This window comes from Catenuloplanes japonicus, assembly GCF_000717135.1.
Lineage (GTDB): Bacteria > Actinomycetota > Actinomycetes > Mycobacteriales > Micromonosporaceae > Catenuloplanes > Catenuloplanes japonicus.
The window spans coordinates 12,434-39,069 of sequence record NZ_JNXY01000050.1 but is presented as its reverse complement, the minus strand read 5'-3'; the positions used below and the strand labels follow the sequence as shown (position 1 = coordinate 39,069).

Here is a 26,636-nt window from a genome sequence, read left to right as displayed (position 1 = left end):
GGGGCAGATCAGGACAGATTCCCAGGGGGTACGGGTCGGCAGAGCAACGTCACGGGCGCGCCGGCCACCCGGGTGAGCACCAGCGACAGGCTCTCGGAACCGCTCAGGCGCAGGTCCCGGCGCAGTTGCTGGACGTCGAGCGCGGAACCCCGCTTGAGGATCTCCACCCGGCCCACGTCGCGCCGGCGTACCTCCGCACGCAGGCGCTTCAGCGAGAACGGCATGGTGTCCAGCACCTCCAGGCACCGGCCGAAGCCGGTCGGGGCCGGCGTGTCCGTGTAGACGTAGGCGATCTCCGGGTCGGCCAGCACGCCGCCGACGGTGTCCGCGAACGCGGCCACCAGATGCGCGCGCACGACCGCGCCGTCCGGGTCGTAGACGTACCGCCGGACGCCGCCGACCTCCGCGGGCACGTCCGCCTCGCCGGTCAGCGCGTGGTCCCCGGGGCCGCCCTCCGCGGAGGCGGCCGGCAGCACGGTGGCCCGGCGCGGCACGCCGGCCAGCGGCCCGCACCAGAACGCGGCCTCCACCACGTCGCCGCCCACGCTCACCCACTCCGCCTCCGCGCCGGCCGGGATCAGCGCGTGGTCGATGCCGGGCGAGAGCTTGAGCACGGTACGCGGCACGCGCGCGGCCAGCCCGGCCACGAAGTCCCACGGCGGCGAGAACGATGCCGGGTCGAACACGCGCTTCCCGGTCTTCGAGGCGCGCCGCGCCGGGTCGCAGAAGACCGCGTCCACGCCGCTCAGGTCCGCCTCGGTGGCGTCCCCGGTGGTGACGGTGATCAGCTCGCCCAGGCCGAGCACCTCCGCATTCGCCCTGGTCAGTGCCGCGGTGTGCGGGTCGGCCTCCACGGCGTACACCCTGATGCCCTGGCGTGCGGCCGCGATCGCGTCGGCGCCGAGACCGCAGCCGAGATCGGCCAGCACGCGCACGCCCGCGTCGTGCAGCCGCGCGGCGCGTCGTGCCGCCACCGCCGCCCGGGTGGCCTGTTCCAGCCCGGCCCGGGTGAAGAACATGACGTCCGCGTCCGCGCCGAACTTCGCGGCGGCCTTCCGGCGCAGCTCGACCTGGGTGAGCGCGGCCGAGGCCAGGTCCGGTGCGAAACCGGCGCGGCGCAGCCCGGCCGCGGCGGCCAGCACGTCGCCGCCGTCCGTCGCCGCGGCCGCGGCCAGCGCGGTCTGTCCCTCGGGGGTGCGTAACAGGTCCAACTCCACGCCCCCATCCTCCGGTCGCCGGAACGGGTCGCGGCGCGCGGGGTGTTGGCACTCTCCTTGACGGAGTGCTAGCCACCGGAATAACCTTCCGTTAGCACTCGCCATGGGTGGGTGCCAGCCTTCCGGGCTTGTCCCGGGAGCGACGCCTGGCGGTCCGGCACCCGCGACGACGGTCCGCTTGGTGGCATGAGGCAGATTGACTTCGGTCAGCGTGCGTCCGCGTGCGCGTGGCCGGTAACGACACCAGTACCCCAGGAGGGTATGCCCGTGACTACCGCGACCCAGGTTGCGATCAAGCCGCTCGAGGACCGCATCCTCGTGCAGGCCAACGAGGCCGAGACCACCACTGCGTCCGGTCTCGTGATCCCCGAAACCGCCAAGGAGAAGCCGCAGGAGGGCACCGTCAAGGCGGTCGGCCCCGGGCGGATCGACGACAAGGGCAACCGCATCCCGGTTGACGTGAATGTCGGCGACACCGTCATCTACTCGAAGTACGGCGGCACCGAGGTCAAGTACGCCGGCGAGGAGTACCTCGTGCTCTCCGCGCGTGACGTGCTCGCCGTCATCGAGAAGTGACCAAGTAATACATGTTTTGCGCGGCCAGCCCCGGTCTCCCCGTTCGCGGGCGCCCGGGGCTGGTTGCGGTTATAGACGGTTCACAAGCGTTGTCGCGCCCGTCGGCGTGACCGCAGTACCCACGTCCGTGAAGGGACAACAATGGCGAAGATCCTGAGCTTCTCGGATGACGCCCGCCACCTGCTCGAGCACGGTGTCAACACGCTCGCGGACACCGTGAAGGTCACGCTCGGGCCGCGCGGCCGCAACGTCGTGCTGGACAAGAAGTTCGGCGCTCCGACGATCACCAACGATGGCGTCACCATCGCCAAGGAGATCGAGCTCACCAACCCGTACGAGAACCTTGGCGCGCAGCTCGTCAAGGAGGTGGCGACCAAGACCAACGACGTCGCCGGCGACGGGACCACCACCGCGACCGTGCTGGCTCAGGCGCTGGTCCGCGAGGGCATCCGCAACCTGACGGCCGGCGCCAACCCGGCCGGCATCAAGCGCGGTCTGGACGCGGGCGCCAAGGCCGTGTCGGACGCGCTGATCGCGAAGGCCGTCGAGGTCTCGGACCACAAGGCGATCGCGCACGTCGCGACCGTCTCCGCGCAGGACGCCACGATCGGCGAGCTCATCGCCGAGGCGATGGACCGGGTCGGCCGCGACGGTGTCATCACCGTCGAGGAGGGCTCCACGCTCGCCACCGAGCTCGACGTCACCGAGGGCCTGCAGTTCGACAAGGGCTTCATCTCGCCGAACTTCGTGACCGACGCCGAGTCGCAGGAAGTGGTGCTGGAGGACCCCTACATCCTCATCACCACCTCGAAGATCTCCACGGTCGAGGAGATCCTGCCGGTCCTGGAGAAGGTCCTGCAGGACAGCAAGCCGCTGCTGATCATCGCGGAGGACGTCGAGGGCCAGGCCCTCGCGACGCTGGTCGTCAACGCGCTCCGCAAGACCTTCAAGGTCGCCGCGGTGAAGGCGCCGGGCTTCGGCGACCGCCGCAAGGCCATGCTGCAGGACATCGCGGTCTCCACCGGCGCGGAGCTCATCGCCTCCGAGCTCGGCTACAAGCTGGACCAGACCACGATCTCCCAGCTCGGCACCGCGCGTCGCGTGGTCGTCGACAAGGAGAACACCACGATCGTCGACGGCGGCGGCAACTCCGCCGAGGTCGCCGACCGGGTCTCCCAGATCAAGAAGGAGATCGAGGCCACCGACTCCGACTGGGACCGCGAGAAGCTCTCCGAGCGCCTCGCGAAGCTGGGCAACGGCATCGCGGTCGTCAAGGCCGGCGGCGCGACCGAGGTCGAGATGAAGGAGCGCAAGCACCGCATCGAGGACGCGATCGCCGCCACCAAGGCCGCGGTCGAGGAGGGCACCGTGCCCGGCGGCGGCGCCGCGCTGGCCCAGGTCGCCACCGTGCTCGACGGTGAGCTCGGCCTGACCGGCGACGAGGCCACCGGCATCCGGATCCTCCGCAAGGCGCTCGACGAGCCGCTGCGCTGGATCGCGCAGAACGCCGGCCACGACGGCTACGTCGTGGTCAACAAGGTCCGCGCCTCCGAGTGGGGCCACGGCCTGAACGCGGCCACCGACGAGTACGTCGACCTGGCCGCCGCCGGCATCATCGACCCGGTCAAGGTGACGCGCAGCGCCGTCGCCAACGCCGTCTCGATCGCCGGTCTGCTGCTCACGACCGAGACCCTGGTCGTCGAGAAGCCGGCCGAGCCCGAGCCGGCCGCCGCCGGCGGTCACAGCCACGGGCACGGCCACCAGCACGGCCCGGGTTTCTGACCCGTCGCCACCGGTAAACGCCTGACACGCCCCGGAGCCCGCAACGGCTCCGGGGCGTGTCGCGTACCTACCGGATCAGGGCCTCGATCGCCTTCCGGAGCACGGAGACGCGGCTGCCGCGCCGCTCCCGGTCGAGGTGGACCCACCGCTTGCCCTCGGCGGCGATGCCCTCCAGCACCTGCAACGCGTTCTTGAGCCCGGTCGAGTCCAGCGACACGGCCTCGGCCACGGACGAGTCGGCCCGCAGGTCCGGCAGGCCCAGGTCGCCGCCGGTCACCCGCACGTCGATCGCCTCGCCGTTGACCAGCGTCAGCTTGAACCGGGGCTGTGCGCCGCCGGCCTCGGTGACGTGCACGGACGCGACCGCCTCGTAGCGGTAGTTGGTGCGCTTGCGGATCTGCATCTCGCCCTGGGCGAAGTCCAGGTCCGCGGTCATCTGCCGGACACCGTCCGCGGTCAGCAGGAACACGGTCAGGCGGTACTGCGAGTACCGCCACGGGCCGCGGCGGATCCGTGCCCGCTGGGCGCCGCCGCCGGACCCGCCGATGAACGCGCTGGCTATGACGTGCCGCGGGGTCAGGCCGTGGTGCCGCATGGCCTGGTCCAGCAGGATGCGGCGGTCACAGTCCAGCCAGGAGGCCATCTCCGCGTCGGTGGGGCGGAGCGAGAGCTTCTCCTGCCACGCGGCGTACGCCTCCAGGTCGCCGTGCAGCCGGTCCTCGGCCTCGGCGAGCTCCGCGGCGTACCGGCGGCGCTCTATGAAGACCTGGAGATGATTCCGGACGGCGACGTGGCCGGCCAGCAGCGCGACCATGACCGCGGCCACGCCGTGCAGCGGCTGCGCCGTGAGCGGTGCCGGGAGCGCCCACACGACCGCGGCCAGCAGCAGGGCCGCGCCGGCCAGCATCCACAGGCGCTCGGCCCAGGGTGTCCGCAGCTCCGCGCGGAGCGCACCGGGCATGCTGTCGTCCGCCCACCGGTCCCGGGCGTCGCGCAGCCGGTGCCGGACCAGCCACGCGATCTCCCGAGGGTGCGGTTCCGCGCCCTGGAACGCGGTCGCCAGATCGGTGCGGATCCGGGCGGACCTCGCCTGCCAGGCGGACGCGTCGGCGCCGTCCGGGGCGAACCGTCCCGCGTACTGCCACAGCATCCGGTCGAGGTCCCGGGCGAAGTCGCTCTCCGGTGCCGGGGGCACGGCCGGCGACATCGTGTGCCGGCGCGCGACACGGTAGCGCCAGGGCGCGCCGTACCGGGCGATCAGCACGAGGCCGCCCACGCCCGCGAGGAACGCGAGCACCGCCCAGACGCTGCCGTGCGTCAGGACCAGCAGGCCGAGGTAGCCGACCGCGGCCAGGAACACCGCGCTCGCGGCCCAGGCGAGCAGGTGGTGCGGCAGCGTCGTGGCGACCGGCGCGGGCACGCCGGCCCGGGGCGGCGCCGGCGTCGGCTGGAAGAAGATCCACACTCGGTTGCGGCGGTGGGACGACTTCTGCTCGCGTTTCGCCTGCGCCAGCGACCGCTGCCACATCGCGTCCTGGATCTTGTCCTTCAGGAACAGCTCCAGGTGCCGGAGGATCTCCTTGCGCCGGGCCGGCGGCAACGCGTCGAACGCCTTGATCGCGGTCTGCGGATCGTCCTTCGGGCTGTCCAGCGCCGTCAGGAACCGCTCGATGACCCGGAGCCCCTCCACCCACTCGTCGTCCGCGCTCAGCCGCGGCGAGCCGAGCGCGTGCCGCAGCCGGTCCTCGTCCGCGTCCGTCAGCTGGCTGAGCGTCCGGCCGCTGAGCAGCGCGAGGATCCAGTAGAAACGAACCCGGCTGGTACGGTGCCCGGCGGCCATCGCCTCCTCGATCAGCTCCTGGGCCTTCGACGCGACGCCGCCCTCCAGGTACCGCAGGCCGACCTCGAACCGGTCCGCCGGCGTCGCGCCCGGTGGCGCCTCGTAGATGTGCACGCCGTCGTGCACCACGCCGGCCTGCAGCGCGACGGTGGCGGCGCCGTCCGCGACGTTCGTGTTGGTGCCCAGACGACTCATGCCACCTCCTCCGCTTCGCTCCCCCGTCGGCATGAGTTCAGGCACTGCGCCCATGATTCGCTCGCACGCTCGCTCATTGGTGCACCCTTGTCTCACTCGAGCTGATGTTGGTTCGAGTGCACCGGTGACCGTCGGGCCATCGCCCCGCTCGCTCGACCTTCAAGGTCCAGCATGAGTTCTGCGAGGCCCGGCGGCCCGGGACGCCCCGATCGGCCACAGGGCTATGCGTGTGCGAACGCCGCTCAATGAGCAACCGGCTGTGGCGTCCCGGAACCGCCAGGTGCTTCCCCACTGGTAGCGCAGCGGAGAGGCAACAATGAGTGTGCAGGACACCCCCGGCCCGAGGCGAGCGATCAGCGCCGGAGTCGACTGGGCGAAGGACAACCACGCCGTCTGCGTGCTCGACGGCGACGGCGAACCGATCGAACGGTTCACCATCCCTCACAACAAGACCGGTCTGACCAGGCTCAACACTCTCCTGGACCGGCACGGTGTCAACGACGTCGGCATCGAACGCGGCGACGGGCCCGTGATCGACGCCCTGCTCGGCGCCGGCCGTACCGTATTCGTGATCCCGCCGTCGCAGGTCAAAGCCCTGCGCCGCCGGTACGGCTCGGCCGGTAACAAAGACGACCGGTTCGACGCCTACGTCCTGGCCGACACCGTGCGCACCGACCGGCGCAGGCTGACCCCGCTGCTGCTCGACAGCGAGCCGACCATCGCGCTGCGCAAACTCTGCCGGGCCCGCAAGGACCTGGTCGCGCACCGCGTCGCGGTGACCAACCAGCTCCGCGCGCACCTGCAAACGGCACTGCCCGCGGTCGTCGACCTGTTCGCCAGCCTCGACTCCGCCGTCAGCCTCCGATTCATCACCCGGTTCACCAGCCAGGACGCCCTCGACCGGCTGTCGCCGAAACGCCTGGCCGCGTGGCTGGCAAGCGTCGGCTACTGCGGCCGCGCCGACCCGGCCGCCCTGCACGCCCGGGTCACCGACGCCGCCCGCGGCGCCGACGGCGAACACGGCCGCGCACTGGCCGGCATCACCCACGCCTACCTGGCCACCATCACCACGATCACCGCCCAGATCGACGTCCTGGCCCAGCAGATCACCGAAGCCCTCACCGTGCACCCGGACCAGCAGATCTTCACCAGCCTCCCGCGCTCCGGCACCGTCCGCGCCGCCCGGCTCCTCGCCGAGATCGGTGACGCCCGTGGAAGATTCCCGACCCCGGCCTCCCTGGCCTGCCTCGCCGGCGTCGCCCCCTCGACCCGCGAATCCGGCAAAGCCCGCGTCGTCGCGTTCCGCTGGGCCGTCGACAAACAACTGCGCGACGCCGTCTGCGACTTCGCCGGTGACAGCCGCCACAGCAACGCCTGGGCCGCCGACCTCTACCGCCGGGCCCGCGCCCGCGGCCACGACCATCCGCACTGCGTACGGATCCTGGCCCGCGCCTGGCTCGACATCATCTGGAAATGCTGGACCACCGGCACCGCCTACGACCCCGACCGACACCGAGCCCTCCAACGACTCCTCGACCAAGATCAAAAAGCGACGGGTTGACACAGGGCTACTCATGCCGCCTCCTCCGCTTCGCTCCTCCGTCGGCATGAGTTCAGGCACTGTGCCGAATGATTCGCTCGCAAGCTCGCTCATGCCAGCGCCTGCACCAGCGCGATGATCGCGGCGACGCCGGTGGCGACGTCGGCGAGGTCGACGACCAGGCCGCGGAGCCGCTTGAGCGCGACCAGCGCGGTGCCCGGACTCTCCTCCGCGTCCGCCGCGATCTCCAGCTCCGCCTCGGCGGCGCGGTAGGTCTCCTCGTCCAGCCGGTCGTCCGCCCGCGCCTGCCGCAGCTGGGCGCGCAACGCGTCCAGCCGGTCGGGCAGACCGGCCGGCGTGGCCGGGCCGAAGGTCTGGTGGACGCCGCCGGTCACGATGCCGGCCTGCACGCCGACGTGCGCGGAACCCTTGGCAACGTTGTGATTCGATCCCAGCATCGGGGTGCTCCCAGAGGTGTGGCCGGAACTGCGGGTGGGGGTGTGCCGGGCCAGCTCGTCCGCGAGCGCGATCGCGAACGCCGCCGCGTTCGCCGCCGCGCGCGGCTGCCAGTTCTGCCCGTCCGTGCGCTCCTTGGTGCCGTCGGCCCGGTCGCTGATGCCGCGCACCACGACGCCGGGCAGCGCGCTGTTCAGGAACGCGGCGTGGACGACGCCGGCGCCCTCCATCTCGATCGCCAGCGCGTCGTTGAAGTGGTCGCGGACCCACTGCGCGTGCGCGGACGTGGCGGAGTCCTGCACCACCTCGCCCGCGGCGATCGGCGCGAAGCGCACGGCCGGCCGCTCCGCGCCGGAGGGCAGATGACCAACCCATTCGCCGGTACGGTCCAGCCGGTGCGCGATCTGGTCGGCCGCGTGCGGGAGGTCCCACGCGCGCGGGCGGGCCTTCATGCCGTCGTTCTCGCTGGTGCCGCCGTGGTACGCGTACACCTTCGACGCCACGACCACGTCGCCGAGCCGGACCGTGGGGTAGAGCGCGCCGGCCACGCCGACGAACAGCACCGCGGCCGGCGAGAAGCGGGAGATCGCCCGCTCGGTGATCACGGCGGCGGCCTGGTTGCCCTTGCCGACCAGGCAGAGCGCGGCACGGGCGCCGCCGGGAAGGCGGCCCACCTCGAAGAGCGTGCCCGCGTCGTGGGTCAGGGTCTCAAGGTCGGTCAGGTGGCGCCGTACCGCGGTGTACTCCAGGTTGAGGGCGGTGAGGATCACTATCGGGGTGGCGCTCATTCGTCGTTTCCCTTCGTCAGGGCCGGACCATGGGCGGGTGGAGCACCGTGCGGGGACCGGCACGGAAGAGGCGGGCGGGGCGGCCGTTCTCGGTTCGCCGGGAGGGGCCGTCGGCGACGATGAAGCCCTCGGTGCGCTGGACCTTGCGATAGAAGTTCCGCGGGTCGAGGCGGGTGCCCCACACGGCCTCGTACACCTCCTGGAGCTCGGAGATGGTGAACGTCTCGGCGCAGAACGCGGTGGCGAGCGAGGAGTGCTCCAGCTTCGCCCGCGCGCGCTCCACACCGTCCGCCACGATCCGCCGGTGGTCGAACGCGAGCGTGACCTCGCCGCTGAGGACCGACTCGGCCGTGTGCCAGCCCGCGCCGGACGCGTCCGTGCCCGCGACCGGGTCCGGCAGCCGGGGCGCGACGGCGAGGTAGGCCACGGAGACCACCCGGCCGCGGGGATCACGGCCGGGCTCGCCGTAGACGCCGAGCTGCTCCAGGTGCAGCGACCGGTCGCCGAGCCCGGCCTCCTCGGCCAGCTCGCGCCTGGCCGCGGCCTCGATGTCCTCGCCGAGGTGGCCGAGGAAGCCGCCGGGAAGGGCGAGCGCGCCCTGGTGCGGCGGGACGCCACGCTCTATCAGCAGCACCCGCAGCCCGGCCTCGCGCAGCGTGAGGATCACCAGGTCGACGGTCAGCAGGACCGCCGGCGGCTCCCAGTCATCGATCGGCATCCTCGGAGAATAGCTTTTTGTCAGTCTGACAGTAAGTGGCCGGACGGATCGGATTCCGTTCGTGAGCCGTAATGATTCGCCGCCGGGCCGCGAGGGAGACTGGGGGACGTGGCGATGACGACGGAAGTGCCGGTGCCGGTGCGCCGGAGCACCGGATCGGCTCTGTGGGGCGCGCTGGCCGGTGTGGCGGCGGCCGCGGCCGGGCTGGGTCTGGCGGAGCCGGCGGCGGTGCTGACCGGGCCCCGGTCAGCGCCGGTGGTGGCGGTCGGTGGCGTGGTGGTCGACCACGTGCCGGCCGGGGTGAAGGACGCGGCGATCGCGGTGTTCGGCGTGCACGACAAGACCGCGCTGATCGTGGGGACCGTGGTGCTGCTGGCGCTGGCTGCGGCCGGGATCGGGGCGCTGGCGGTGCGGTCGCTCGCCTACGCGGTGGGCGGGGTCGCGCTGTTCGGCGTGATCGGGGTGGCGTCCGCGCTGACCCGCTCCGGGGCGGATCCGACCTGGGCGCTGCCGTCGCTGGTGGCGGTGGCGGCCGCACTGGCCACCGGCTGGTTCCTGCTGCGCCTGGTCCCCACGACGACAAGCCCCGCGGCGAGATCCACGGCGACAAGCCCCACGGCGAGCCCGACGGCGACGAGCCCCACGACGACAAGCGCGACAGACGCGACAGATGCGGGAAGCGTCGAAAACCCCGGAAGCCCCGAAAACACCGAAAGCCCCAGAAGCAGGGTCACCACCGACCCCGACTCGCGACGGAACTTCCTCAAGGCGGCCGGCCTGGTCGTCGCCGGCGCTGCCGTGGTCGGGTACGCCGGCCGGTGGGTCTCGACCCGCCGGAGCGTGACCGCGATCCGTGCCGCCGTCACGCTTCCGCGCGCGGCCGCCCCGGCGATGCCGCTCCCGGCCGACATCGACCCGCCCGTGCCCGGCCTGTCCACCTACACGACCGCGAACTCGAACTTCTACCGGATCGACACCGCGCTGAGCGTGCCGCAGGTCGACCCGGAGACCTGGGCGCTGCGCATTCACGGCCGGGTGGCGAACCCGATCACGCTCACCTGGGCCGAGCTGCTGCAGCGCCCGATGGTCGAGCGGTACGTCACGCTGGCCTGCGTGTCGAACGAGGTGGGCTCGGACCTGATCGGGAACGCGCGCTGGCTCGGCGTACCCGTGAAGGATCTGCTTGATGAGGCGCAGCCTCTGGACGGCGCGGACCAGGTGGTGAGCCGCTCCGTCGACGGCTGGACCTGTGGCACGCCGACCGGGGTCCTGCGCGACGGCCGGGACGCGCTGCTGGCGGTGGGGATGAACGGTGAGCCGCTGCCGATCGAGCACGGTTTCCCGGCTCGGATGGTGGTGCCGGGGCTGTACGGCTACGTGAGCGCCTGCAAGTGGATCACCGAGATCGAGCTGACCAGCTTCGCCGACTTCGACGCCTACTGGGTGCCGCGCGGCTGGTCCGCGCTGGGCCCGGTCAAGACGCAGTCGCGGATCGACACGCCCCGGCGGAACAAGGCGGTCGCGGCCGGCCCGGTCACGGTGGCCGGCGTCGCGTGGGCGCAGCACACCGGCATCACGCGGGTGGAGGTCAGCGTGGACGACGGCCCGTGGGCGGACGCGGTGCTGCACGCCGGCGTCTCGGCGGACACCTGGCGTCAGTGGACGTTCCCGTGGCAGGCGACCGCGGGGGACCACACGCTACGGGTACGGGCCACGGATGCGACCGGTGCGGTGCAGACCGAGGACGAGGTGCCGGTGGCGCCGGACGGCGCCACGGGTTGGCACACCGTGAAGGTGCAGGTCAAAGCCTGACGGAAACGTGAGGGCGGCGCCCGCTGAACCATTGGGCGCCGCCGCGACGTATCCGGGGGTGTGAAGATTCACTGGGAAGTGACGGGGGGTTCAGGCCGCGGTGGGCCTCCGCTGCGCCGGGACCGTGCTCAGGTGAGGTGCGCCGAGGCGGGCCTCCAGGCGCGCCACGTCGACCGCGTTCTGCCGGCGGTCTGCGAGGTCCTCCCAGCCGACGGCCAGCAGCCGCAGGCGTTCGGACTCGCTGAAGCCGCCCCAGACGCCGTAGGGCTCGCGGACGGCGAGGGCGTGCGCCGCACACTGGGCCCGGACCGGGCAGGTCCCGCAGACCTGCTTGGCCTTGGTCTCCCGGCGGTTGCGGGACGAGCCACGCTCGCCGTCGGGGTGGAAGAACTGTGCACTGTCACGGCCACGACAGCTGCCGAGGCGCTGCCATTCCCAGAGGTCGGATATGGGGCCGGGCAGTCTGCGTACGTTGGACATCATCAGCACCCTCCCTCGCGGCGCCGCGCGACGGCTCAAGTGGCTCATCTGGTGGAGCCGGATGATGGCGGCGACCCCGATAGGCGCATCCGATCCGACCTCACGCCGTTCTACCCAGGGGGAGGTGTGCTCACACATGACAGATCGAATCGTTATGCGCACGCAGCTCCCCGGCGTGGCGAGCTGTCCGGAAGTTTCCTCTTCTATCCGTCGAAAGCGCGTAATACTGCCCCAGGTTCGTGGTCTCCTCCTATGAGGAGAGGAGGATCACTGTGCGTACCGTCCTCGTTTGCGTCCGGACGCCGCTGGCGGCTCAAGCCGTAGCGACCACGGCGGCCCGGCTGGGAGTGGCCGGAGCCGTCCGAACTGCGGTGACCGAGCCGGAGGCGATGCTGCGGCTGGCCGAGAGGCCTGCCGACGTGGTCCTGGCTGACACCGCGGTCACCCGGCCCGACAGCGTCGGATTTACACGGAGAGTATTGGCCAGATCCCCCGGAGCAGTGATCGTGCTCTTCGGCGCCGAAGACCCCCGTGCGGCGGCGGCCACCGTGGCCGCGGGCGCCCGAGGCGTCATTCGCGGCGCCGAGCAGGACATGGTCAGCGTGGTGGCCAAGGCGGTGCTCCTGCTCTGCCTGCCCACCAGACCCCCCGCGGGCGCCCGGCCGGCAGGCGCGGGCGCCACCCAGGCCGCCGTCGCCGGTCAGGTGCGTGCCACCGCCGGTGCGGTCGCCGAACAGGGCGCCGCCTCCGCGCTCGGCATGATGCCGGGCCGGGTGCCGACCCAGGTGGTGCCGTCACAACGCGGCGACTTCGGTGATCCGGGCGACGGCCTGAGTGACCTCGGTCGCGGCTGGCCGGGCACCCGGCCGGGCGCGGACGACCTGGGCCGCGAACCGGAACCGGCCGTGCGGCGGATCGCGCTCACCGAGCGCGAGCTGCAGGTGCTGCGCGGCATGTCGGACGGCAAGAGCAACGCGGAGATCGGCCGCGAGCTGTTCGTCTCGGAGGACACCGTCAAGACCCACGCACGCCGGCTCTTCCGCAAGCTGGGCGCGCGAGACCGCGCCCACGCGGTGGCCGCCGGTTTCCGCGCGGGCCTGGTCGACTGAGAAGCACTGGACAAGAGGGGGCCGGGCAACCGGCCCCCTCTTACTCGTTCTCCTCGGTGCCCTCGGTCAGGGTGTCGTGGACTCCGTCGGCGTAACCACGCGCGTACTCCCACGTCACGTAGTGATCGGGGTCCGGATCGTAGGCCGGCTCGTGCACCCGCGGGCGCCCGGAGCTCAGCAGATGGCGCAGGTTTCCGCGCAGCAGGTCCCAGTCGAAGTAGTGCGGCTCGTGACAGTCCTCGCACTCGATCACGAGTCCGCGCACCCCGATCGGGCCCAGAAGCGCCTGGTAGATCTCAAGATCGGCCAGATCTTCCAGCACGTCCTGGCGCTCAGCCTCGGTCAGCGGATTCTGGTTGTCCCCGTCGGAGAGGTCGTCCAGGCCCGCAGACGGGTCGACAGGGTCGCCGTTGAAGGGGTCGATCGGCTCGTCGTGCACGCCTCCACCGTAGCGGCAGACCCCCCTCCTTCGTCGGCCCGCCGCCCCCTGAAGGTGATCCGAGCGCCATCGATGGGGCTCAGGCGGGTGACCTGCGTCGTTTCCGGCGGCGACGAAACGGTCCCGATCAGGGGTCTGGGTACGATGAACTATCGCGCCGCCGTCCAAGCTCAGGGGATTTCAATCGTGGACTTTTCGTCGTCCGTAGAGCAGACCGTGCCGTTGGGCCTCACCTTCGACGACGTGCTCTTGCAGCCCGGTGAGTCGGACCTGCTCCCGAGCCAGCTGCGCACCGTCACCCAGCTCACCAGGAACGTGACGCTCAACATCCCGCTGGTCTCCGCGGGCATGGACACCGTCACCGAGGCGCGCATGGCGATCGCGCTGGCCCGCCAGGGTGGCATCGGGGTGCTGCACCGCAATCTCTCCGCCGAGGAGCAGGCCAGCCAGGTCGACCTGGTCAAGCGCTCCGAGTCCGGCATGGTGACCAACCCGGTGACCTGCAGCCCGGAGGACACCTTCGCCGAGGTGGACAAGCTCTGCGGCCGGTTCCGCATCTCCGGCCTCCCGGTCGCGGACGCGGACGGCAAGCTGGTCGGCATCGTCACGAACCGGGACATGCGCTTCGTCACCGACCCGGCCACGCCGGTCCGGGAGATGATGACGAAGCTGCCGCTGATCACCGCGCCGGTCGGTGTGACCAAGGAACAGGCGCTGGAGCTGCTCAGCCGGCACAAGGTGGAGAAGCTGCCGATCGTCGACGACGCCGGCATCCTCCGCGGCCTGATCACGGTCAAGGACTTCACCAAGTCCGAGAAGTTCCCGCACGCCACGAAGGACGACGCGGGCCGGCTGCGGGTCGCGGCCGCGATCGGTGTCGGCGAGGATGCGTACAAGCGGGCACGCCTGCTGGTCGACGCCGGTGTGGACGTGCTGATGGTGGACACCGCGCACGGCCACAACCGCGCCGTGGCGGAGATGGTCCGGCAGCTCAAGAAGGACACCACGATCGACATCGTGGGCGGCAACATCGCCACCTACGCCGGTGCCAAGGCACTGGTCGACGCCGGTGCGGACGCGGTGAAGGTCGGTGTCGGTCCGGGCGCCATCTGCACCACCCGGATCGTGGCCGGTGTCGGCGTGCCGCAGATCACCGCGATCATGGAGGCCGCGCGTGCCTGCCGCCCGGCCGGCGTGCCGGTCATCGGCGACGGCGGCATCCAGTACTCCGGCGACATCGCGAAGGCGCTCGTCGCGGGCGCGGACACGGTGATGCTCGGCAGCCTGCTGGCCGGCTGCGAGGAGAGCCCGGGTGACCTGCTCTTCATCAACGGCAAGCAGTTCAAGACGTACCGGGGGATGGGATCGCTGGGCGCCATGAAGGGCCGCGGTCCCGAGGCCAAGTCATACTCCAAGGACCGCTACTTCCAGGCCGACGTGACCAGCGACGACAAGCTGATCCCGGAGGGCGTCGAGGGCCAGGTGCCCTACAAGGGCACGGTCGCCCAGGTGTCGCACCAGCTGGTCGGCGGTCTCCGGCAGGCGATGTTCTACGTCGGCGCGGAGAATGTTGCCGAGCTGCACCGGCGTGGACAGCTCGTCCGGATCACCGCTGCGGGCCTCAAGGAGAGCCACCCGCACGACATCCAGATGACCGTCGAGGCCCCGAACTACCACAGTCGCTGAAAATCAAGGCTGGAGAGCTGACCCGTGCGTGACGTCGTCGAGATCGGGCTGGGTAAGACCGCACAGCGCGGTTACCACCTGTCCGACATAGCGATCGTGCCGAGCCGCCGCACCCGGGACGTCGACGACGTCTCCACGGTGTGGCAGCTCGATGCGTACCCCTTCAAGATCCCCTGTGTGGCGCACCCGTCGGACGCGACCATGAGCCCGGCCACCGCGATCGAGCTGGGCCGCCTCGGCGGTCTCGGCGTGCTCAACGTGGAGGGTCTCTGGACGCGGTACGAGGACCCGACCAAGGTGCTGGCCGAGCTGGCCGCGCTGGACGAGGACGAGTCCGCCACCCCGCGCCTGCAGGAGATCTACTCGGAGCCGATAAAGCCCGAGCTGATCGCGGAGCGCGTCCGGCAGATGCGCGAGGGCGGCGTGACCGTCGCCGTGCGCGTGTCGCCGCAGCACACGCTGGCGCTGGCACCGGTGATCCTGGACGCGGGCGTGGACCTGCTCGTCATCCAGGGCACGCTGGTCTCCGCGGAGCACGTGTCCACCACGGACGAGCCGCTGAACCTCAAGGAGTTCATCGCCGACCTGGACCTGCCGGTCATCGTCGGCGGCTGCACGGACTACAAGACCGCGCTGCACCTGATGCGCACCGGCGCGGCCGGCGTGATCGTGGGCATCGGCGCGGACGAGTGGGCCACCACGGACACCGTGCTCGGCATCCGGGTGCCGATGGCGACCGCGATCGCGGACGCGGCCGCGGCCCGCCGCGACTACCTGGACGAGACCGGTGGCCGGTACGTGCACCTGATCGCGGACGGCGGCATCTCCACCTCCGGCGACATCGCGAAGGCGCTCGGTTGCGGCGCGGACGCGGTGATGCTCGGCGAGCCGCTGTCGCTGGCCGAGGGCGCGCCGGCCGAGGGCGCCTGGTGGCACTCCGCCGCCAGCCACCCGAACCTGCCGCGTGGCTCGTTCGGCCCGGCCAACGCGCCGCTCGGCACGATGGAGACGCTGCTCTACGGCCCGGCCGCGGACCCGAGCGGCCAGCTGAACCTGTTCGGCGGCCTGCGCCGGGCGATGGCGAAGACCGGCTACCGGGACCTCAAGGAGTTCCAGAAGGTCTCGCTGGTCCTGGACTAGTGCGTCGGGGCCGCTTCCCGTTCGGGAGGCGGCCCCGGTCGGCTACCGTTTCGCCCGTGGGTGTGCGGAAGAGTGTCGCGGCGTTGACGGCCGTCGGTCTGCTGGCGTCGGCGTGCACGTCGCCGGTCGGCCTCCCGATCCCGGTCCCGGACAGCGCGAAGTACGGCGCGGACGGCATCGGTGATCCGTACTTCCCCCGGTACGGCAACGGCGGGTACGACGTCTCGCACTACGACCTGAAGATGCGCTACGCGCCGGACACGGATCAGCTCGCCGGCCAGGTCGTCATCACCGCCACGGCCACCACGCCGCTGCGCCGCTTCAACCTCGACTTCACCGGCCTGCCGATCAGCCGTGCCGTCGTGAACGGCAGCCCGGCCCAGGCCCGGCAGGAGGGCGCGGAGCTGGTCGTCACGCCCGCGAACGAGCTGACCGGCGCGTTCACCGTCGAGATCGACTACGCCGGCGTGCCCAAGCCGATCAACTCGATCCTGGGTGACGGCGGCTGGCTGCACACGGACGACGGCGCGATCGCGCTCGGCCAGCCCGAGTCCGCCAGCTCCTGGTTCCCGGTCAACGACCACCCGCTGGACAAGGCCACCTACGACCTGGCGATCACGGTGCCCGAGGGCAAGGCCGCGCTCAGCAACGGCGTGCCGGAGGGCTCTACCACGGCGGACGGCTGGACCACCTGGTCGTGGGCCGAGCGCACGCCGATGGCGCCGTACCTGACCACCGTGGTCATCGGCGACTACCGGATCACGTCCGGCAGCCACAAGAACCTGCCGATCCTGACCGCGGTCGCGGCGTCCATGCCGGAGGGCGGTCCGGCCGATGCGGCCATGGCCCGCACCGGCGAGGTGGCGGACTTCCTGGAGACGCAGTTCGGGCCGTACCCGTTCCAGTCCTACGGCGGCATCGCGGTCGCGGACACCCGGATCGGTTACGCGCTCGAGACCCAGTCCCGCCCGGTCTACGGCCCGTCGTTCTTCCGCGGCGCGGACAGCACCTGGGTGGTCGCGCACGAGCTCGCGCACCAGTGGTTCGGCGACAGCGTCTCGATCGGCGGCTGGCAGCACATCTGGCTGAACGAGGGCTTCGCCACCTACGCGGAGTGGCTCTGGGAGGAGCACACCGGCAACAGGCCGGTGCAGTCCCAGTTCGACGAGGTCTACCGCACGATGGACTGGAGCATCCCCACCGGCGACCCCGGCCCGGCCAACATCTTCAGCGGCGCGGTCTACCGGCGCGGTTCGCTGGCGGTCCACGCGCTGCGCCTGGAGGTCGGCGACGACGCGTTCTTCACCATCCTCAAGACCTGGACCGCGGAGCGCCGCAACAACACGGCCGTGACCGCCGACTTCATCGCGCTCGCGGAGCGCGTCTCCGGCCGGTCGCTGCGCCCGTTCTTCGACGCATGGCTCTTCCGGACCACCCAGCCCCCGGTGCCGAACCCCTGAAAACCTTCTCTTCCCGCTTCCGGCGTGGTCCGGCAGCGTTGCTCCCGCGGGCTTGCAGCCCGTGGGTGGTCACCACGACCCGTGCGGTCGTGCACGGGACGGCAACCGATCACGCCGTTTCGCCGTCTCTGTGTCGGGTGCACCGCGCCCGGACACGGCCCGGCGCGACGGAAGAGCACGCTGATGAGACCTGCCATCTGGAGACGCGCGACGGCGCTGGCCGCACTCGGGGCGCTGGCGGGCTGCGCCGCGGTCCCCGGCCTGCTGCCGGACAGCGGGCCCGGGATCGGCGCGGACGGGCTCGGTGACGCGTACTTCCCGCGCTACGGCAACGGCGGCTACGACGTCGGCCACTACGACCTCGACATCCGCTACGACCCGGACACCGACCAACTGACCGGAGAAGTCCTGATAAATGCGGTGGCGCTCACGCCGCTGCGCCGGTTCAACCTGGACTTCGCCGGGCTGCCGATCAGTCGCGCGGCCGTCGACGGCCGTCCGGCCCGGACCAGGCAGGACGGCACCGAGCTGCAGGTCGCCCCGGAGGCCGAGATCAGCGGCGCGTTCACCGTGGAGATCGACTACGCCGGCGTGCCGACGATGGTGGCCGGCGCGATCCTGGACCGCGGCGGCTTCCGGCACACCGCGGACGGCGCGGTCGTGATCGGCCAGCCCGAGTCCGCCATCTCGTGGTTCCCGGTCAACGACCACCCGCTGGACAAGGCCACGTACCGCCTGGACATCACGGTGCCGGAGGGGAAGACCGCGATCGCCAACGGCGTGCCGGACGGCTTCACCACGGCGGACGGCTGGACCACCTGGTCCTGGGCCGAGCGGGTGCCGATGGCGAGCTATCTGGCCACCATGGTCATCGGCGACTACCGGGTGACCTCCGGCACGCACCGCAACCGCCCGATCGTCACCGCGGTGTCCGAGGAGATCCCGGCGGGTGGTGTCGAGGACGCGGCCCTGGCCCGTACCGGCGAGATCGCGGACTTCCTGGAGGAGCGCTTCGGGGCGTACCCCATGGAGGCCTATGGGGGTGTGATCGTCGCGGACGAGCGGGTCACGTTCGCGCTGGAGAATCAGTCGCGCCCGGTCTACGGCCCGGACTACTTCCGCCGCGGGGACGACGGCACGTGGCTGGTCGCGCACGAGCTCGCGCACCAGTGGTTCGGCAACAGCGTCACGATCGGCGGCTGGCAGCACATCTGGCTGAACGAGGGGTTCGCCACCTACGCCCAGTGGATGTGGGACGAGCACAACCGGGGCACGCCGTTGCAGGCCACGGTCGAGTCCACCTACCTGGCGACGGACTGGAGCACCCCCACCGGTGATCCGGGCCGGGCCGGGATCTTCAGCAACGCGGTCTACCACCGGGGCGGGCTGACGCTGCACGCGCTGCGCCGCGACGTCGGCGACGACGTGTTCTTCCAGATCCTGCGGACCTGGGCCGCGGAGCGCCGCAACGGCACCGTGGTCACGGCGGACTTCATCGCGCTCGCGGAGCGCGTCTCCGGCCGGTCGCTGCGCCCGCTCTTCGACGCCTGGCTCTTCGGGACCGTGCCGCCCGCTCAGCTCTGGTAGATCAGGTCCGGGTGGCCGGCGGTGAACGCGGCGAGCGTGTCCGCGTTGAGCGCCTTGAAGTAGTCGGATGCCACCGGGGCCAGCGCCTCGCCGCGGTAGGCGCCGTACTCGTAGACGGCGTCGCCCGGCAGCCCGACCAGCGTCAACGTCGAGGGCGTGATCCGGCTGAGCGCGAACGCGAGGTCGATCGCGGTGTGCGGGCCGCCGTCGAACTGCAGCAGGCCGCCGACCGCGGTGATCATCGCGTCCATCGCCGCGATGTCGGTGAGCACGCCCCGGCCGGTCGCCTTCGTCAGCATCGCCTTGAGCAGCTGCTGGTGGTGGCGCTGGCGGGTGTAGTCGCCGCCCTCCAGGTAGCGCTGCCGCGCGTAGTCCAGCGCCTGCCAGCCGCTCATCGTGGTGCGGCCGACCTGGTAGACCTGCTGCACGTCGCCGTCCCAGGCGCGCCGGGTCCCGTCGGGTTTGCGGTGGATCGAGGGTGTCCGCACGTCGACGTAGATGTCCACGCCGCCCATCGCGTCGATCAGCTCGTCGTAACCCTCCATGCTGATCACGGCCGTGGCGTCGAACTCCTTGATGCCGGTGTACCGGCGGGTCGTGTCCGCCAGCAGTCGCACGCCCTGCGCCGGGTCGGGCCGTCCGTTGCGCACGGCGCTGCCGTACGCCATCGATTCGGTGATCTTGTGTTTTCCGCCCGGGAAGCCGGCCGGCGGGAAGGCGGGCACGTCCACCACCAGGTCACGCGGCAGCGAGGTGAGGTACGCCGCGCCGAGGTCCGCCGACACGTGCAGGATCATCAGCGCGTCCGCGTGCGGCTGCCACCCCGGCTCGTTGATCCGTGTGTCCACGCCCACGATCAGCAGGTCGAGCGGCCCGCCGGTGATGTTCGCGCCCGGCAGCGGCGACGGCGACGGGGACGGCGCGACCGACGCCGGCACCGTGGGCGGAGGGGGAGCAGGAGCGTCACCGCAGGCAGTCGCGGCGAACAGCACCGCGACCCCGGCCGCGAGTGAGACGATGAGCCGCGACATATCGATACCCCTTCCCGCAGTGGGAAGACGCATCGTGACCCGCGCGCGTTGCATCGGTGTAACGCCGATTCGGGATTTCTAGGATTCGCGTCGCTCCTGCCGATGAGCGAGGTGAAGACCGATCCCGGCGAAGGGGGCAGACGGTGGTCAAGGCGTTCGACCGCGCCTGGATCTTCCTCACCGCGCTTCTCGCGCTGGTGACGCTCGCGACGCTCGACGCGGCGTGGGTGCTGAGCGACGGCCGGCCGACCCCGCCGGAGTACATCTTCGCGGCCCTGGTGGCCGTGGCCTGGCCGGTGATCGGGCTGCTCACGGTCTATCACTGGCGGCAGCGGCGAACCGTCTCCGCGTCCACCCGGCTGGCCGCGATCGTGGAGTGGTGCGACGACGCCGTGATCGGCCTGAGCCTGGACGGCGTGATCGACAGCTGGAACCCGTCCGCGGAGCGCATCTTCGGCTACCTCGCGGAGGAGATCATCGGGCGGCACGGGAGCCTGCTGCTGCCGGAGGACGATCCGGAGCGCTCGATGGGGCTGCTGCCGCGGATCGCCAAGGGCGAGATCTTCCAGAACCACGAGGCCACCCACGTGCGCAAGGACGGCCGGCTGATCGAGCTGTCGCTGTCCATCTCGCCGCTGAAGGACCGGGTCGGCAACATCGTCGGCATCGCCGTGGTCGGCCGGGACATCACCACGCAGGCCGGGGAGCAGCGGATGCTGATGGAGCAGCGGCAACGGCTGGCCCGGATCATGGAGACCGCCGGTGACGCGCTGGTCAGCATGGACGAGGACGGCGCGATCACGGAGTGGAACACGGCCGCGGAGCGCACGTTCGGCTGGCCGGCCGCGCAGGTGATCGGCCGCCCGCTGCGCGACGTGGTGATCCAGCCGCAGGACCGGGCCGCGCACGACGCCGGGTTCGCGCGGCTGCTGCGTACCCGGGTGCCGACGCTGGCGACCGGGGAGCCGATCCGGGTGGTCGCCCGCCACCGGGACGGACGCGACGTGCCGGTGGAGATGAAGCTCTGGCTGACCGAGCACAACGGGCGGATGGAGGCGAACGCGTTCCTCCGCGACATCACCGCCCAGCAGCAGATGGAGGCGGAGCGCAGCCGGTACGAGGCCCGCCTGGCCCACATGGCCACCCACGACACGCTCACCGACCTGCCGAACCGCGCGCTGCTGATGGACCGCCTGATCATGGCGCTCAACCGCACGCGGCGTACCGGCAAGACCGTCACGCTGCTCTACCTGGACGTGGACCGGTTCAAGGAGGTCAACGACACGCTCGGCCACGCGATCGGCGACCAGCTGCTGACCACGGTGGCGAGCCGGCTGCGGCAGAGCGTGCGCCCGTCGGACACGGTGGCCCGGATCGGCGGCGACGAGTTCGTGATCCTCTGCGACGACCAGGCCAACGCGGAGGACGTGACCACGATCGTGTCGCGGCTGACCAGCACGGTCTGCCGTCCGATCGTGCTGCCCTCGTGCGTGCTGCACCCGGAGATCAGCATCGGCCACGCGAACAGCGGCGACCAGCCGACCGCGGACGAGCTGGTCAACGCCGCGGACGAGGCCATGTACCAGCACAAACGCAGTCGTCGTGCGGTTGTGCCTGCGAACTGACAATCCATCGGCCATCATGTATTGATGCGGTACGACGTGGTGGTGATCGGTTCCGGCTTCGGCGGCAGCGTCGCGGCGTTGCGCCTGGTCGAGAAGGGTTACCGGGTCGCCGTGCTGGAGGCGGGCCGCCGGTTCGCCGACGACGAGTTCCCGGAGACCTCCTGGCGCCTGCGCCGCTTCCTGTGGGCGCCCGCGCTCGGCTGCCTCGGCATCCAGCGCATCACGCTGCTGCGCGGCGAGCGTGGCTCCAGGGCCGGTGTGCTGGTGATGTCCGGCGCCGGCGTCGGCGGCGGCAGCCTCGTCTACGCGAACACGCTCTACCCGCCGCTCCCCGCGTTCTACGACGACCCGGCCTGGCGTGACATCACGGACTGGCGCGCCGAGCTCGCGCCGCACTACGACCAGGCGAGCCGGATGCTGGGCGTGACCGTCTACCCGCGCGTGACCGCGGCGGACGAGGCCATGCACGCGGTCGCGGCGCGGATGGGCGTGGCGGACACCGTGCACGCCACGCCGGTCGGCGTCTTCCTCGGCACGCCGGGCCGGACCGTGCCCGACCCGTTCTTCGGCGGCGCGGGCCCGGCACGCACCGGCTGCACGCACTGCGGCAGCTGCATGACCGGGTGCCGGGTGGGCGCCAAGAACACGCTGGTCAAGAACTATCTCCACCTGGCGGAGGCGGCGGGCGCGGAGGTGCTGCCGCTGACCACGGTGATGTCGTTGCGAGAAATTCAAGATCATTTCGAGATCGCCACGGTACGGACCGGAGGCCGCGAACGCCGCACGATCGAGGCGGACCAGGTCGTGCTCGCGGCCGGCGCGCTCGGCACCCAGCGCCTGCTGCACCGCGCCCGCGCCACCGGCGCGCTGCCCCGCCTGTCGGCCCGGGTCGGCGCGCTCACCCGCACCAACTCCGAGTCGATCCTCGGCGCGTCCGTGCTCGGTGCGAAGCCCGGCCTCGACTACACCGACGGCGTGGCGATCACCAGCTCGTTCCATCCGGACGAGCGCACCCACGTCGAGGGCGTCAGGTACGGCCGCGGCGCCAACCTGATGGGCCTGCTGCAGTCCGCGCTGACCGACGGCGGACCCCGCCGGCCGCTGCGCTGGCTCGCCACCATGGCCCGGCACCCGGTCACCTACCTGCGGATGCTCTCGGTCCGCCGCTGGTCGGAGCGGACCATCATCACGCTGGTCATGCAGGCGGAGGACAACTCGATCACCACGACGTACCGGCGGCGGTGCGGCCGGTGGGCGATGCGCAGCCGCCAGGGTCACGGCGCGCCGAACCCCACCTGGCTGCCGGCCGGGAACGAGGCGGCCCGCGCGCTGGCCGACGAGATCGGCGGCGTGCCCGGCGGCGCGGTGACCGAGGCGTTCAACATCCCGATGACCGCGCACATCCTGGGCGGGGCCACGATCGGCGCGACCGCGGAGGACGGCGTGATCGACGCGTACCACCGCGTCTTCGGGCATCCGGGCCTGCACGTGATGGACGGCGCGGCGGTGACCGCGAACCTCGGCGTGAACCCGTCGCTGACCATCGCGGCCCAGGCGGAGCGCGCGTGCGCGTTCTGGCCGAACCGCGGCGAGCCCGACCCGCGGCCGGCGCCCGGCACGTCGTACCGCCGGATCGATCGTGTTCCTCCGGCGAAGCCGGTGGTGCCGGCGGGCGCGTTTGCAGCGCTCTTGCACCCGAAACAGACCTGAACCTCATTGTCCGGATTTCTACCGTTCTCGGCATCCTGTGTACCCGAGCTGGACGGTGGAATTCAGTGCGCAAGCTTTCCAATCAGCGGCGGATGACCGTCGCGCTGGTGATGGCCGTCGCCGCGGGCGCCGGCATATCCGCGCCCGCGTCCGCGGACCCCGGCAACCCGGTCGAGCTGGTGGTCGGCCTCCACCCCGGTGTCTCCGCCGACGACGCGCTGGCCGGCGCGGACGTGCGGGTCGTCGACGCGGGCGCGGTCACCGAGGCCGGCGCGGTCGTGGTCGACGTGGCGGCGCGGCGCGCGGAGTCCGCCACCGAGTTGCTGCGGCGCAACCCGGACGTCGCGTTCGTCGAGGAGAACCACGTCGCCTCGAAGGCGGACGTGACGCCGAACGACCCGTTCTGGAACGAGCAGTGGGGCCTGCGCAAGGTGAACGTGCCGGCGGCCTGGTCCATGACGACCGGCGCGGGCGTGACCGTCGCGGTGCTGGACACCGGCGTCAACGAGGTCAGCGACCTGACCGGCCGCGTGCTGCCCGGGTACGACTTCATCAACGACGACGCCGACCCGGTCGACGACGAGGGCCACGGCACCGCGGTCGCCAGCGTCATCGCGGGCCGCGGCGACGACGCGAGCGGGATGGCCGGCGTCTGCTGGGACTGCAAGATCCTGCCGGTCAAGGTGCTGGACGAGGAGGGCTCCGGCGACTACCTGGCGATCGCCAAGGGCATCCGCTACGCGGCCGACCACGGCGCGAAGCTGATCAACATGTCGCTGGCCGGCAGCTCCTCGTCGCCGCTGCTCAACAGCGCGGTCCAGTACGCCACGGACCGGGGCGCGCTGGTCATCGCCGCGGCCGGTAACGAGAACACCGCGACCCGGCAGTACCCGGCCGCGATCCCGCAGGTTCTCTCCGTGGGCGGCTCGACCTCGTCCGACGGCCGCTACGAATGGTCCAACTACGGCACCAGCTGGGTCGACATCGCGGCGCCGGGCTGCAACGTGGCGCAGGACTACCGCGGCCGCGGCTACGGCGACTTCTGCGGCACCTCGTCCGCGACGCCGCTGGTCGCCGGCGTGGCCGCGCTGATGCTGTCGCGCAAGCCGGACGCGAGCGGCCCGTTCATCGGCACGGTGCTGTCGCTCAGCTCCAGCAAGCTCGGCTGGACCACGCACGGCCGGGTCAACGCGGGCCGCGCGGTCTGGGCGGTCACCGACACGGCCGCGCCGACGGTGGCGCTGTCCGCGCCCAAGGCGGGCACGCTGCTGCACGGCACCGTGACCGTGTCCGCGGGCGCGACCGACAACGTCGGCCTCAACCGCGTCGAGCTGGTCGTCAACGGCACGGTGGCGGCCGTGGACCGGACCGCGCCGTACTCGTTCCGGTGGAACTCCGGCGCGTACCACGGTGTGGTGAAGGTCGCGGTGCGCGCGGTCGACTGGACCGGGCGCGTGCAGACCGCCACCCGGTCGTACGAGGCGGACAACCGCGGACCGGCGCTCAGCGTGACGGCACCCCGGTCCGGCTCCACGGTGCGGAAGGCGTTCACCGTCAAGGTCACGGCCTCGGACAAGCGGGGCGTGTCGAAGGTCGAGTGGCTGGTCGGGGGCAAGGTCGCCGGCACCGGGACCTCGTTCAAGGTCACGCCCGCGAAGTACGGCAAGACGTTCACCGTCCGTGTCCGGGCGTACGACAAGCTCGGCAACGTGTCGTACTCGCCGACGTACACGTACAAGCGATAGCTACTGCGGGGCCTCGGGCGCGGACGCGTCCGGGGCCCTCGGTATCTTTGCGGGCATGAGCACTCCGCGCCCGGTCCTTGTCGTCGACTTCGGGGCCCAGTACGCCCAGCTGATCGCCCGCCGGGTGCGCGAGGCGAACGTCTACTCCGAGATCGTCCCGCACTCGATGCCGGTCGCGGACATGCTGGCGAAGAACCCGGCCGCGATCATCCTGTCCGGCGGCCCGTCCAGCGTCTACGAGCCCGGCGCGCCGCAGCTCGACGCCGGCGTGCTCGCGACGGACGTGCCGGTCTTCGGCATCTGCTACGGCTTCCAGGCGATGGCCAAGACGCTCGGCGGCACGGTGGCGCACACCGGCTCCCGGGAGTACGGGCGCACGCTGCTGTCGCCCGCCGCCGACCCGGGCGTGCTGCTGCGCGACCTCCCGGCCGACCTGCCGGTCTGGATGAGCCACGGTGACTCGGTCACGGAGGCGCCGGACGGCTTCTCGGTCATCGCGTCCTCGCCGGGTGCGCCGGTCGCCGCGTTCGAGAACGTCGCGGCCCGCCGCGCCGGCGTGCAGTTCCACCCCGAGGTGCTGCACACCGAGCAGGGCCAGACGATGCTGACCCGCTTCCTCTACGACATCGCCGGCATCGCGCCCACCTGGACCTCGGCGAACATCATCGAGGAGCAGGTCGCGGCGATCCAGGCGACGGTAGGGGACAAACAGGTCATCTGCGGCCTTTCCGGCGGCGTCGACTCCGCTGTGGCCGCCGCGCTCGTGCACAAGGCCGTCGGCGACCAGCTGACCTGCATCTTCGTCGACCACGGCCTGCTGCGTGCGGGCGAGGCAGCGCAGGTGGAGAAGGACTACGTCGCCGCCACCGGCATCCGGCTCAAGGTGGTCGACGCGTCCGAGCGCTTCCTCGGCGCGCTGGACGGCGTCATCGACCCGGAGCAGAAGCGCAAGATCATCGGTCGCGAGTTCATCCGCGTCTTCGAGGCGGCCGCGCGCGAGGTCGACGCGGAGCGCGACGTCGAGTTCCTGGTGCAGGGCACGCTCTACCCGGACGTGGTGGAGTCCGGCGGCGGCACCGGCACCGCGAACATCAAGTCCCACCACAACGTCGGCGGCCTGCCGGACGATCTGCAGTTCTCGCTGATCGAGCCGCTGCGCACGCTGTTCAAGGACGAGGTGCGCGCGCTCGGCTCGCAGCTCGGCCTGCCGGACGAGATGGTCCAGCGGCACCCGTTCCCGGGGCCGGGCCTGGCGATCCGGATCATCGGCGCGGTCTCCCGCGAGCGGCTGGACGTGCTGCGCCAGGCCGACCTGATCGCACGCGAGGAGCTGACCGCCGCCGGCCTGGACCGTGACGTGTGGCAGTTCCCGGTCGTGCTCCTGGCGGACGTGCGCAGCGTCGGCGTGCAGGGCGACGGCCGCACCTACGGCCACCCGGTGGTGCTCCGCCCGGTCTCCAGCGAGGACGCGATGACCGCGGACTGGTCCCGGCTGCCCTACGACCTGCTCGCCAAGATCTCCAACCGGATCACGAACGAGGTCGCGGAGATCAACCGAGTTGTCCTGGACGTGACGAGCAAGCCGCCGGGCACCATCGAGTGGGAGTAATTCGTCCCCTGTCATTCGGTGGACGAATCGGGCAATGTCCTCCGTGCGTGTGCTTTTGACCGATTCAACTGTCACCCATCCGACAGTGTTC

At 71.5% G+C, this 26,636-nt stretch carries 20 protein-coding genes; 13 read left to right on the top strand and 7 right to left on the bottom strand.

What is annotated here, in order from left to right; genetic code table 11:
- Positions 1–8: 8 nt before the first annotated feature.
- Positions 9–1,217: a class I SAM-dependent methyltransferase gene (locus OP04_RS46325; RefSeq protein WP_033346449.1), complete on the bottom strand. Its 1,209-nt coding sequence runs from the start codon at positions 1,215–1,217 to the stop codon at positions 9–11.
- A gap of 261 nt (positions 1,218–1,478) precedes the next feature.
- Here OP04_RS46325 and groES point away from each other — a divergent pair, with 261 nt between their 5' ends.
- Together groES and groL are read left to right on the top strand one after the other, a co-directional pair.
- Positions 1,479–1,793, top strand: coding sequence for a co-chaperone GroES (groES, locus tag OP04_RS46320; protein ID WP_033346448.1), 315 nt, complete (start codon positions 1,479–1,481; stop codon positions 1,791–1,793).
- Between the two features lie 141 nt (positions 1,794–1,934).
- Positions 1,935–3,575 carry a chaperonin GroEL gene (gene groL / locus OP04_RS46315; RefSeq protein WP_033346447.1) on the top strand — a complete coding sequence of 547 codons (1,641 nt, stop codon included), beginning with the start codon at positions 1,935–1,937 and terminating at the stop codon, positions 3,573–3,575.
- 67 nt (positions 3,576–3,642) lie between these two features.
- On the opposite strand, the gene OP04_RS46310 is transcribed toward groL, so the two are convergent.
- On the bottom strand, positions 3,643–5,610 hold the full coding sequence (locus OP04_RS46310) for a hypothetical protein (RefSeq protein WP_033346446.1): 1,968 nt from the start codon (positions 5,608–5,610) through the stop codon (positions 3,643–3,645).
- Between the two features lie 316 nt (positions 5,611–5,926).
- Here OP04_RS46310 and OP04_RS46305 point away from each other — a divergent pair, with 316 nt between their 5' ends.
- Positions 5,927–7,171, top strand: coding sequence for an IS110 family RNA-guided transposase (locus OP04_RS46305; protein WP_051800110.1), 1,245 nt, complete (start codon positions 5,927–5,929; stop codon positions 7,169–7,171).
- Between the two features lie 89 nt (positions 7,172–7,260).
- On the opposite strand, the gene OP04_RS46300 is transcribed toward OP04_RS46305, so the two are convergent.
- Positions 7,261–8,394, bottom strand: coding sequence for a 5'-methylthioadenosine/S-adenosylhomocysteine nucleosidase (locus tag OP04_RS46300; protein WP_033346444.1), 1,134 nt, complete (start codon positions 8,392–8,394; stop codon positions 7,261–7,263).
- A 16-nt stretch (positions 8,395–8,410) separates the two neighbouring features.
- Positions 8,411–9,112: an NUDIX hydrolase gene (locus OP04_RS46295; protein ID WP_033346443.1), complete on the bottom strand. Its 702-nt coding sequence runs from the start codon at positions 9,110–9,112 to the stop codon at positions 8,411–8,413.
- A 114-nt stretch (positions 9,113–9,226) separates the two neighbouring features.
- On the opposite strand from OP04_RS46295, the gene OP04_RS46290 reads away from it, so the two are divergent.
- Entirely contained in the window at positions 9,227–10,924 is a 1,698-nt protein-coding gene (locus OP04_RS46290; RefSeq protein ID WP_033346481.1) for a molybdopterin-dependent oxidoreductase, read from the top strand.
- Between the two features lie 90 nt (positions 10,925–11,014).
- Here the strand turns inward: OP04_RS46290 and OP04_RS46285 are convergent, their stop codons facing one another.
- Positions 11,015–11,404: a WhiB family transcriptional regulator gene (locus OP04_RS46285; protein ID WP_033346480.1), complete on the bottom strand. Its 390-nt coding sequence runs from the start codon at positions 11,402–11,404 to the stop codon at positions 11,015–11,017.
- A 272-nt stretch (positions 11,405–11,676) separates the two neighbouring features.
- Between OP04_RS46285 and OP04_RS46280 the strand changes: the two genes are divergently transcribed.
- Positions 11,677–12,513 carry a helix-turn-helix transcriptional regulator gene (locus tag OP04_RS46280; protein ID WP_033346442.1) on the top strand — a complete coding sequence of 279 codons (837 nt, stop codon included), beginning with the start codon at positions 11,677–11,679 and terminating at the stop codon, positions 12,511–12,513.
- Positions 12,514–12,553: 40 nt separating this feature from the next.
- On the opposite strand, the gene OP04_RS46275 is transcribed toward OP04_RS46280, so the two are convergent.
- Entirely contained in the window at positions 12,554–12,952 is a 399-nt protein-coding gene (locus OP04_RS46275) for a DUF5319 domain-containing protein (protein WP_033346441.1), read from the bottom strand.
- Between the two features lie 186 nt (positions 12,953–13,138).
- Between OP04_RS46275 and guaB the strand changes: the two genes are divergently transcribed.
- The 4 genes from guaB (at position 13,139) to OP04_RS46255 (ending at position 18,825) form a co-directional block, all read left to right on the top strand.
- A complete protein-coding gene (gene guaB, locus OP04_RS46270; RefSeq protein WP_033346440.1) occupies positions 13,139–14,638 on the top strand; it encodes an IMP dehydrogenase in 1,500 nt (499 codons plus the stop codon).
- Between the two features lie 24 nt (positions 14,639–14,662).
- On the top strand, positions 14,663–15,778 hold the full coding sequence (locus tag OP04_RS46265; protein ID WP_033346439.1) for a GuaB3 family IMP dehydrogenase-related protein: 1,116 nt from the start codon (positions 14,663–14,665) through the stop codon (positions 15,776–15,778).
- 56 nt (positions 15,779–15,834) lie between these two features.
- Positions 15,835–17,238 carry a M1 family metallopeptidase gene (locus OP04_RS46260; RefSeq protein ID WP_408606861.1) on the top strand — a complete coding sequence of 468 codons (1,404 nt, stop codon included), beginning with the start codon at positions 15,835–15,837 and terminating at the stop codon, positions 17,236–17,238.
- 183 nt (positions 17,239–17,421) lie between these two features.
- On the top strand, positions 17,422–18,825 hold the full coding sequence (locus OP04_RS46255) for a M1 family metallopeptidase (protein ID WP_033346438.1): 1,404 nt from the start codon (positions 17,422–17,424) through the stop codon (positions 18,823–18,825).
- Here OP04_RS46255 and OP04_RS46250 read toward each other — a convergent pair.
- Entirely contained in the window at positions 18,813–19,856 is a 1,044-nt protein-coding gene (locus tag OP04_RS46250; RefSeq protein WP_051800109.1) for an LCP family protein, read from the bottom strand. The genes OP04_RS46255 and OP04_RS46250 overlap by 13 nt on opposite strands.
- A 143-nt stretch (positions 19,857–19,999) precedes the next feature.
- Here OP04_RS46250 and OP04_RS50930 point away from each other — a divergent pair, with 143 nt between their 5' ends.
- From OP04_RS50930 to guaA, 4 genes are all read left to right on the top strand, one after another.
- Positions 20,000–21,481 carry a PAS domain S-box protein gene (locus OP04_RS50930; protein ID WP_051800108.1) on the top strand — a complete coding sequence of 494 codons (1,482 nt, stop codon included), beginning with the start codon at positions 20,000–20,002 and terminating at the stop codon, positions 21,479–21,481.
- Positions 21,482–21,505: 24 nt separating this feature from the next.
- Entirely contained in the window at positions 21,506–23,191 is a 1,686-nt protein-coding gene (locus tag OP04_RS46240; RefSeq protein WP_033346436.1) for an FAD-dependent oxidoreductase, read from the top strand.
- 65 nt (positions 23,192–23,256) lie between these two features.
- Entirely contained in the window at positions 23,257–24,936 is a 1,680-nt protein-coding gene (locus OP04_RS46235) for a S8 family serine peptidase (protein WP_157241263.1), read from the top strand.
- A 55-nt stretch (positions 24,937–24,991) separates the two neighbouring features.
- On the top strand, positions 24,992–26,545 hold the full coding sequence (gene guaA / locus OP04_RS46230) for a glutamine-hydrolyzing GMP synthase (protein WP_033346434.1): 1,554 nt from the start codon (positions 24,992–24,994) through the stop codon (positions 26,543–26,545).
- Positions 26,546–26,636 lie beyond the last annotated feature (91 nt).

Excerpts from the sequence above, each read along its gene's own strand:
- OP04_RS46300 (WP_033346444.1), bottom strand. The coding sequence starts at position 8,394 with ATGAGCGCCACCCCGATAGTGATCCTCACCGCCCTCAACCTGGAGTAC.
- OP04_RS46305 (WP_051800110.1), top strand. The coding sequence starts at position 5,927 with ATGAGTGTGCAGGACACCCCCGGCCCGAGGCGAGCGATCAGCGCCGGA.
- groES (WP_033346448.1), top strand. The coding sequence starts at position 1,479 with ATGCCCGTGACTACCGCGACCCAGGTTGCGATCAAGCCGCTCGAGGAC.
- OP04_RS46285 (WP_033346480.1), bottom strand. The coding sequence starts at position 11,404 with ATGTCCAACGTACGCAGACTGCCCGGCCCCATATCCGACCTCTGGGAA.
- OP04_RS46255 (WP_033346438.1), top strand. The coding sequence starts at position 17,422 with ATGAGACCTGCCATCTGGAGACGCGCGACGGCGCTGGCCGCACTCGGG.
- OP04_RS46295 (WP_033346443.1), bottom strand. The coding sequence starts at position 9,112 with ATGCCGATCGATGACTGGGAGCCGCCGGCGGTCCTGCTGACCGTCGAC.
- guaA (WP_033346434.1), top strand. The coding sequence starts at position 24,992 with ATGAGCACTCCGCGCCCGGTCCTTGTCGTCGACTTCGGGGCCCAGTAC.
- OP04_RS46250 (WP_051800109.1), bottom strand. The coding sequence starts at position 19,856 with ATGTCGCGGCTCATCGTCTCACTCGCGGCCGGGGTCGCGGTGCTGTTC.
- OP04_RS46240 (WP_033346436.1), top strand. The coding sequence starts at position 21,506 with ATGCGGTACGACGTGGTGGTGATCGGTTCCGGCTTCGGCGGCAGCGTC.
- OP04_RS46310 (WP_033346446.1), bottom strand. The coding sequence starts at position 5,610 with ATGAGTCGTCTGGGCACCAACACGAACGTCGCGGACGGCGCCGCCACC.
- OP04_RS46290 (WP_033346481.1), top strand. The coding sequence starts at position 9,227 with ATGACGACGGAAGTGCCGGTGCCGGTGCGCCGGAGCACCGGATCGGCT.
- groL (WP_033346447.1), top strand. The coding sequence starts at position 1,935 with ATGGCGAAGATCCTGAGCTTCTCGGATGACGCCCGCCACCTGCTCGAG.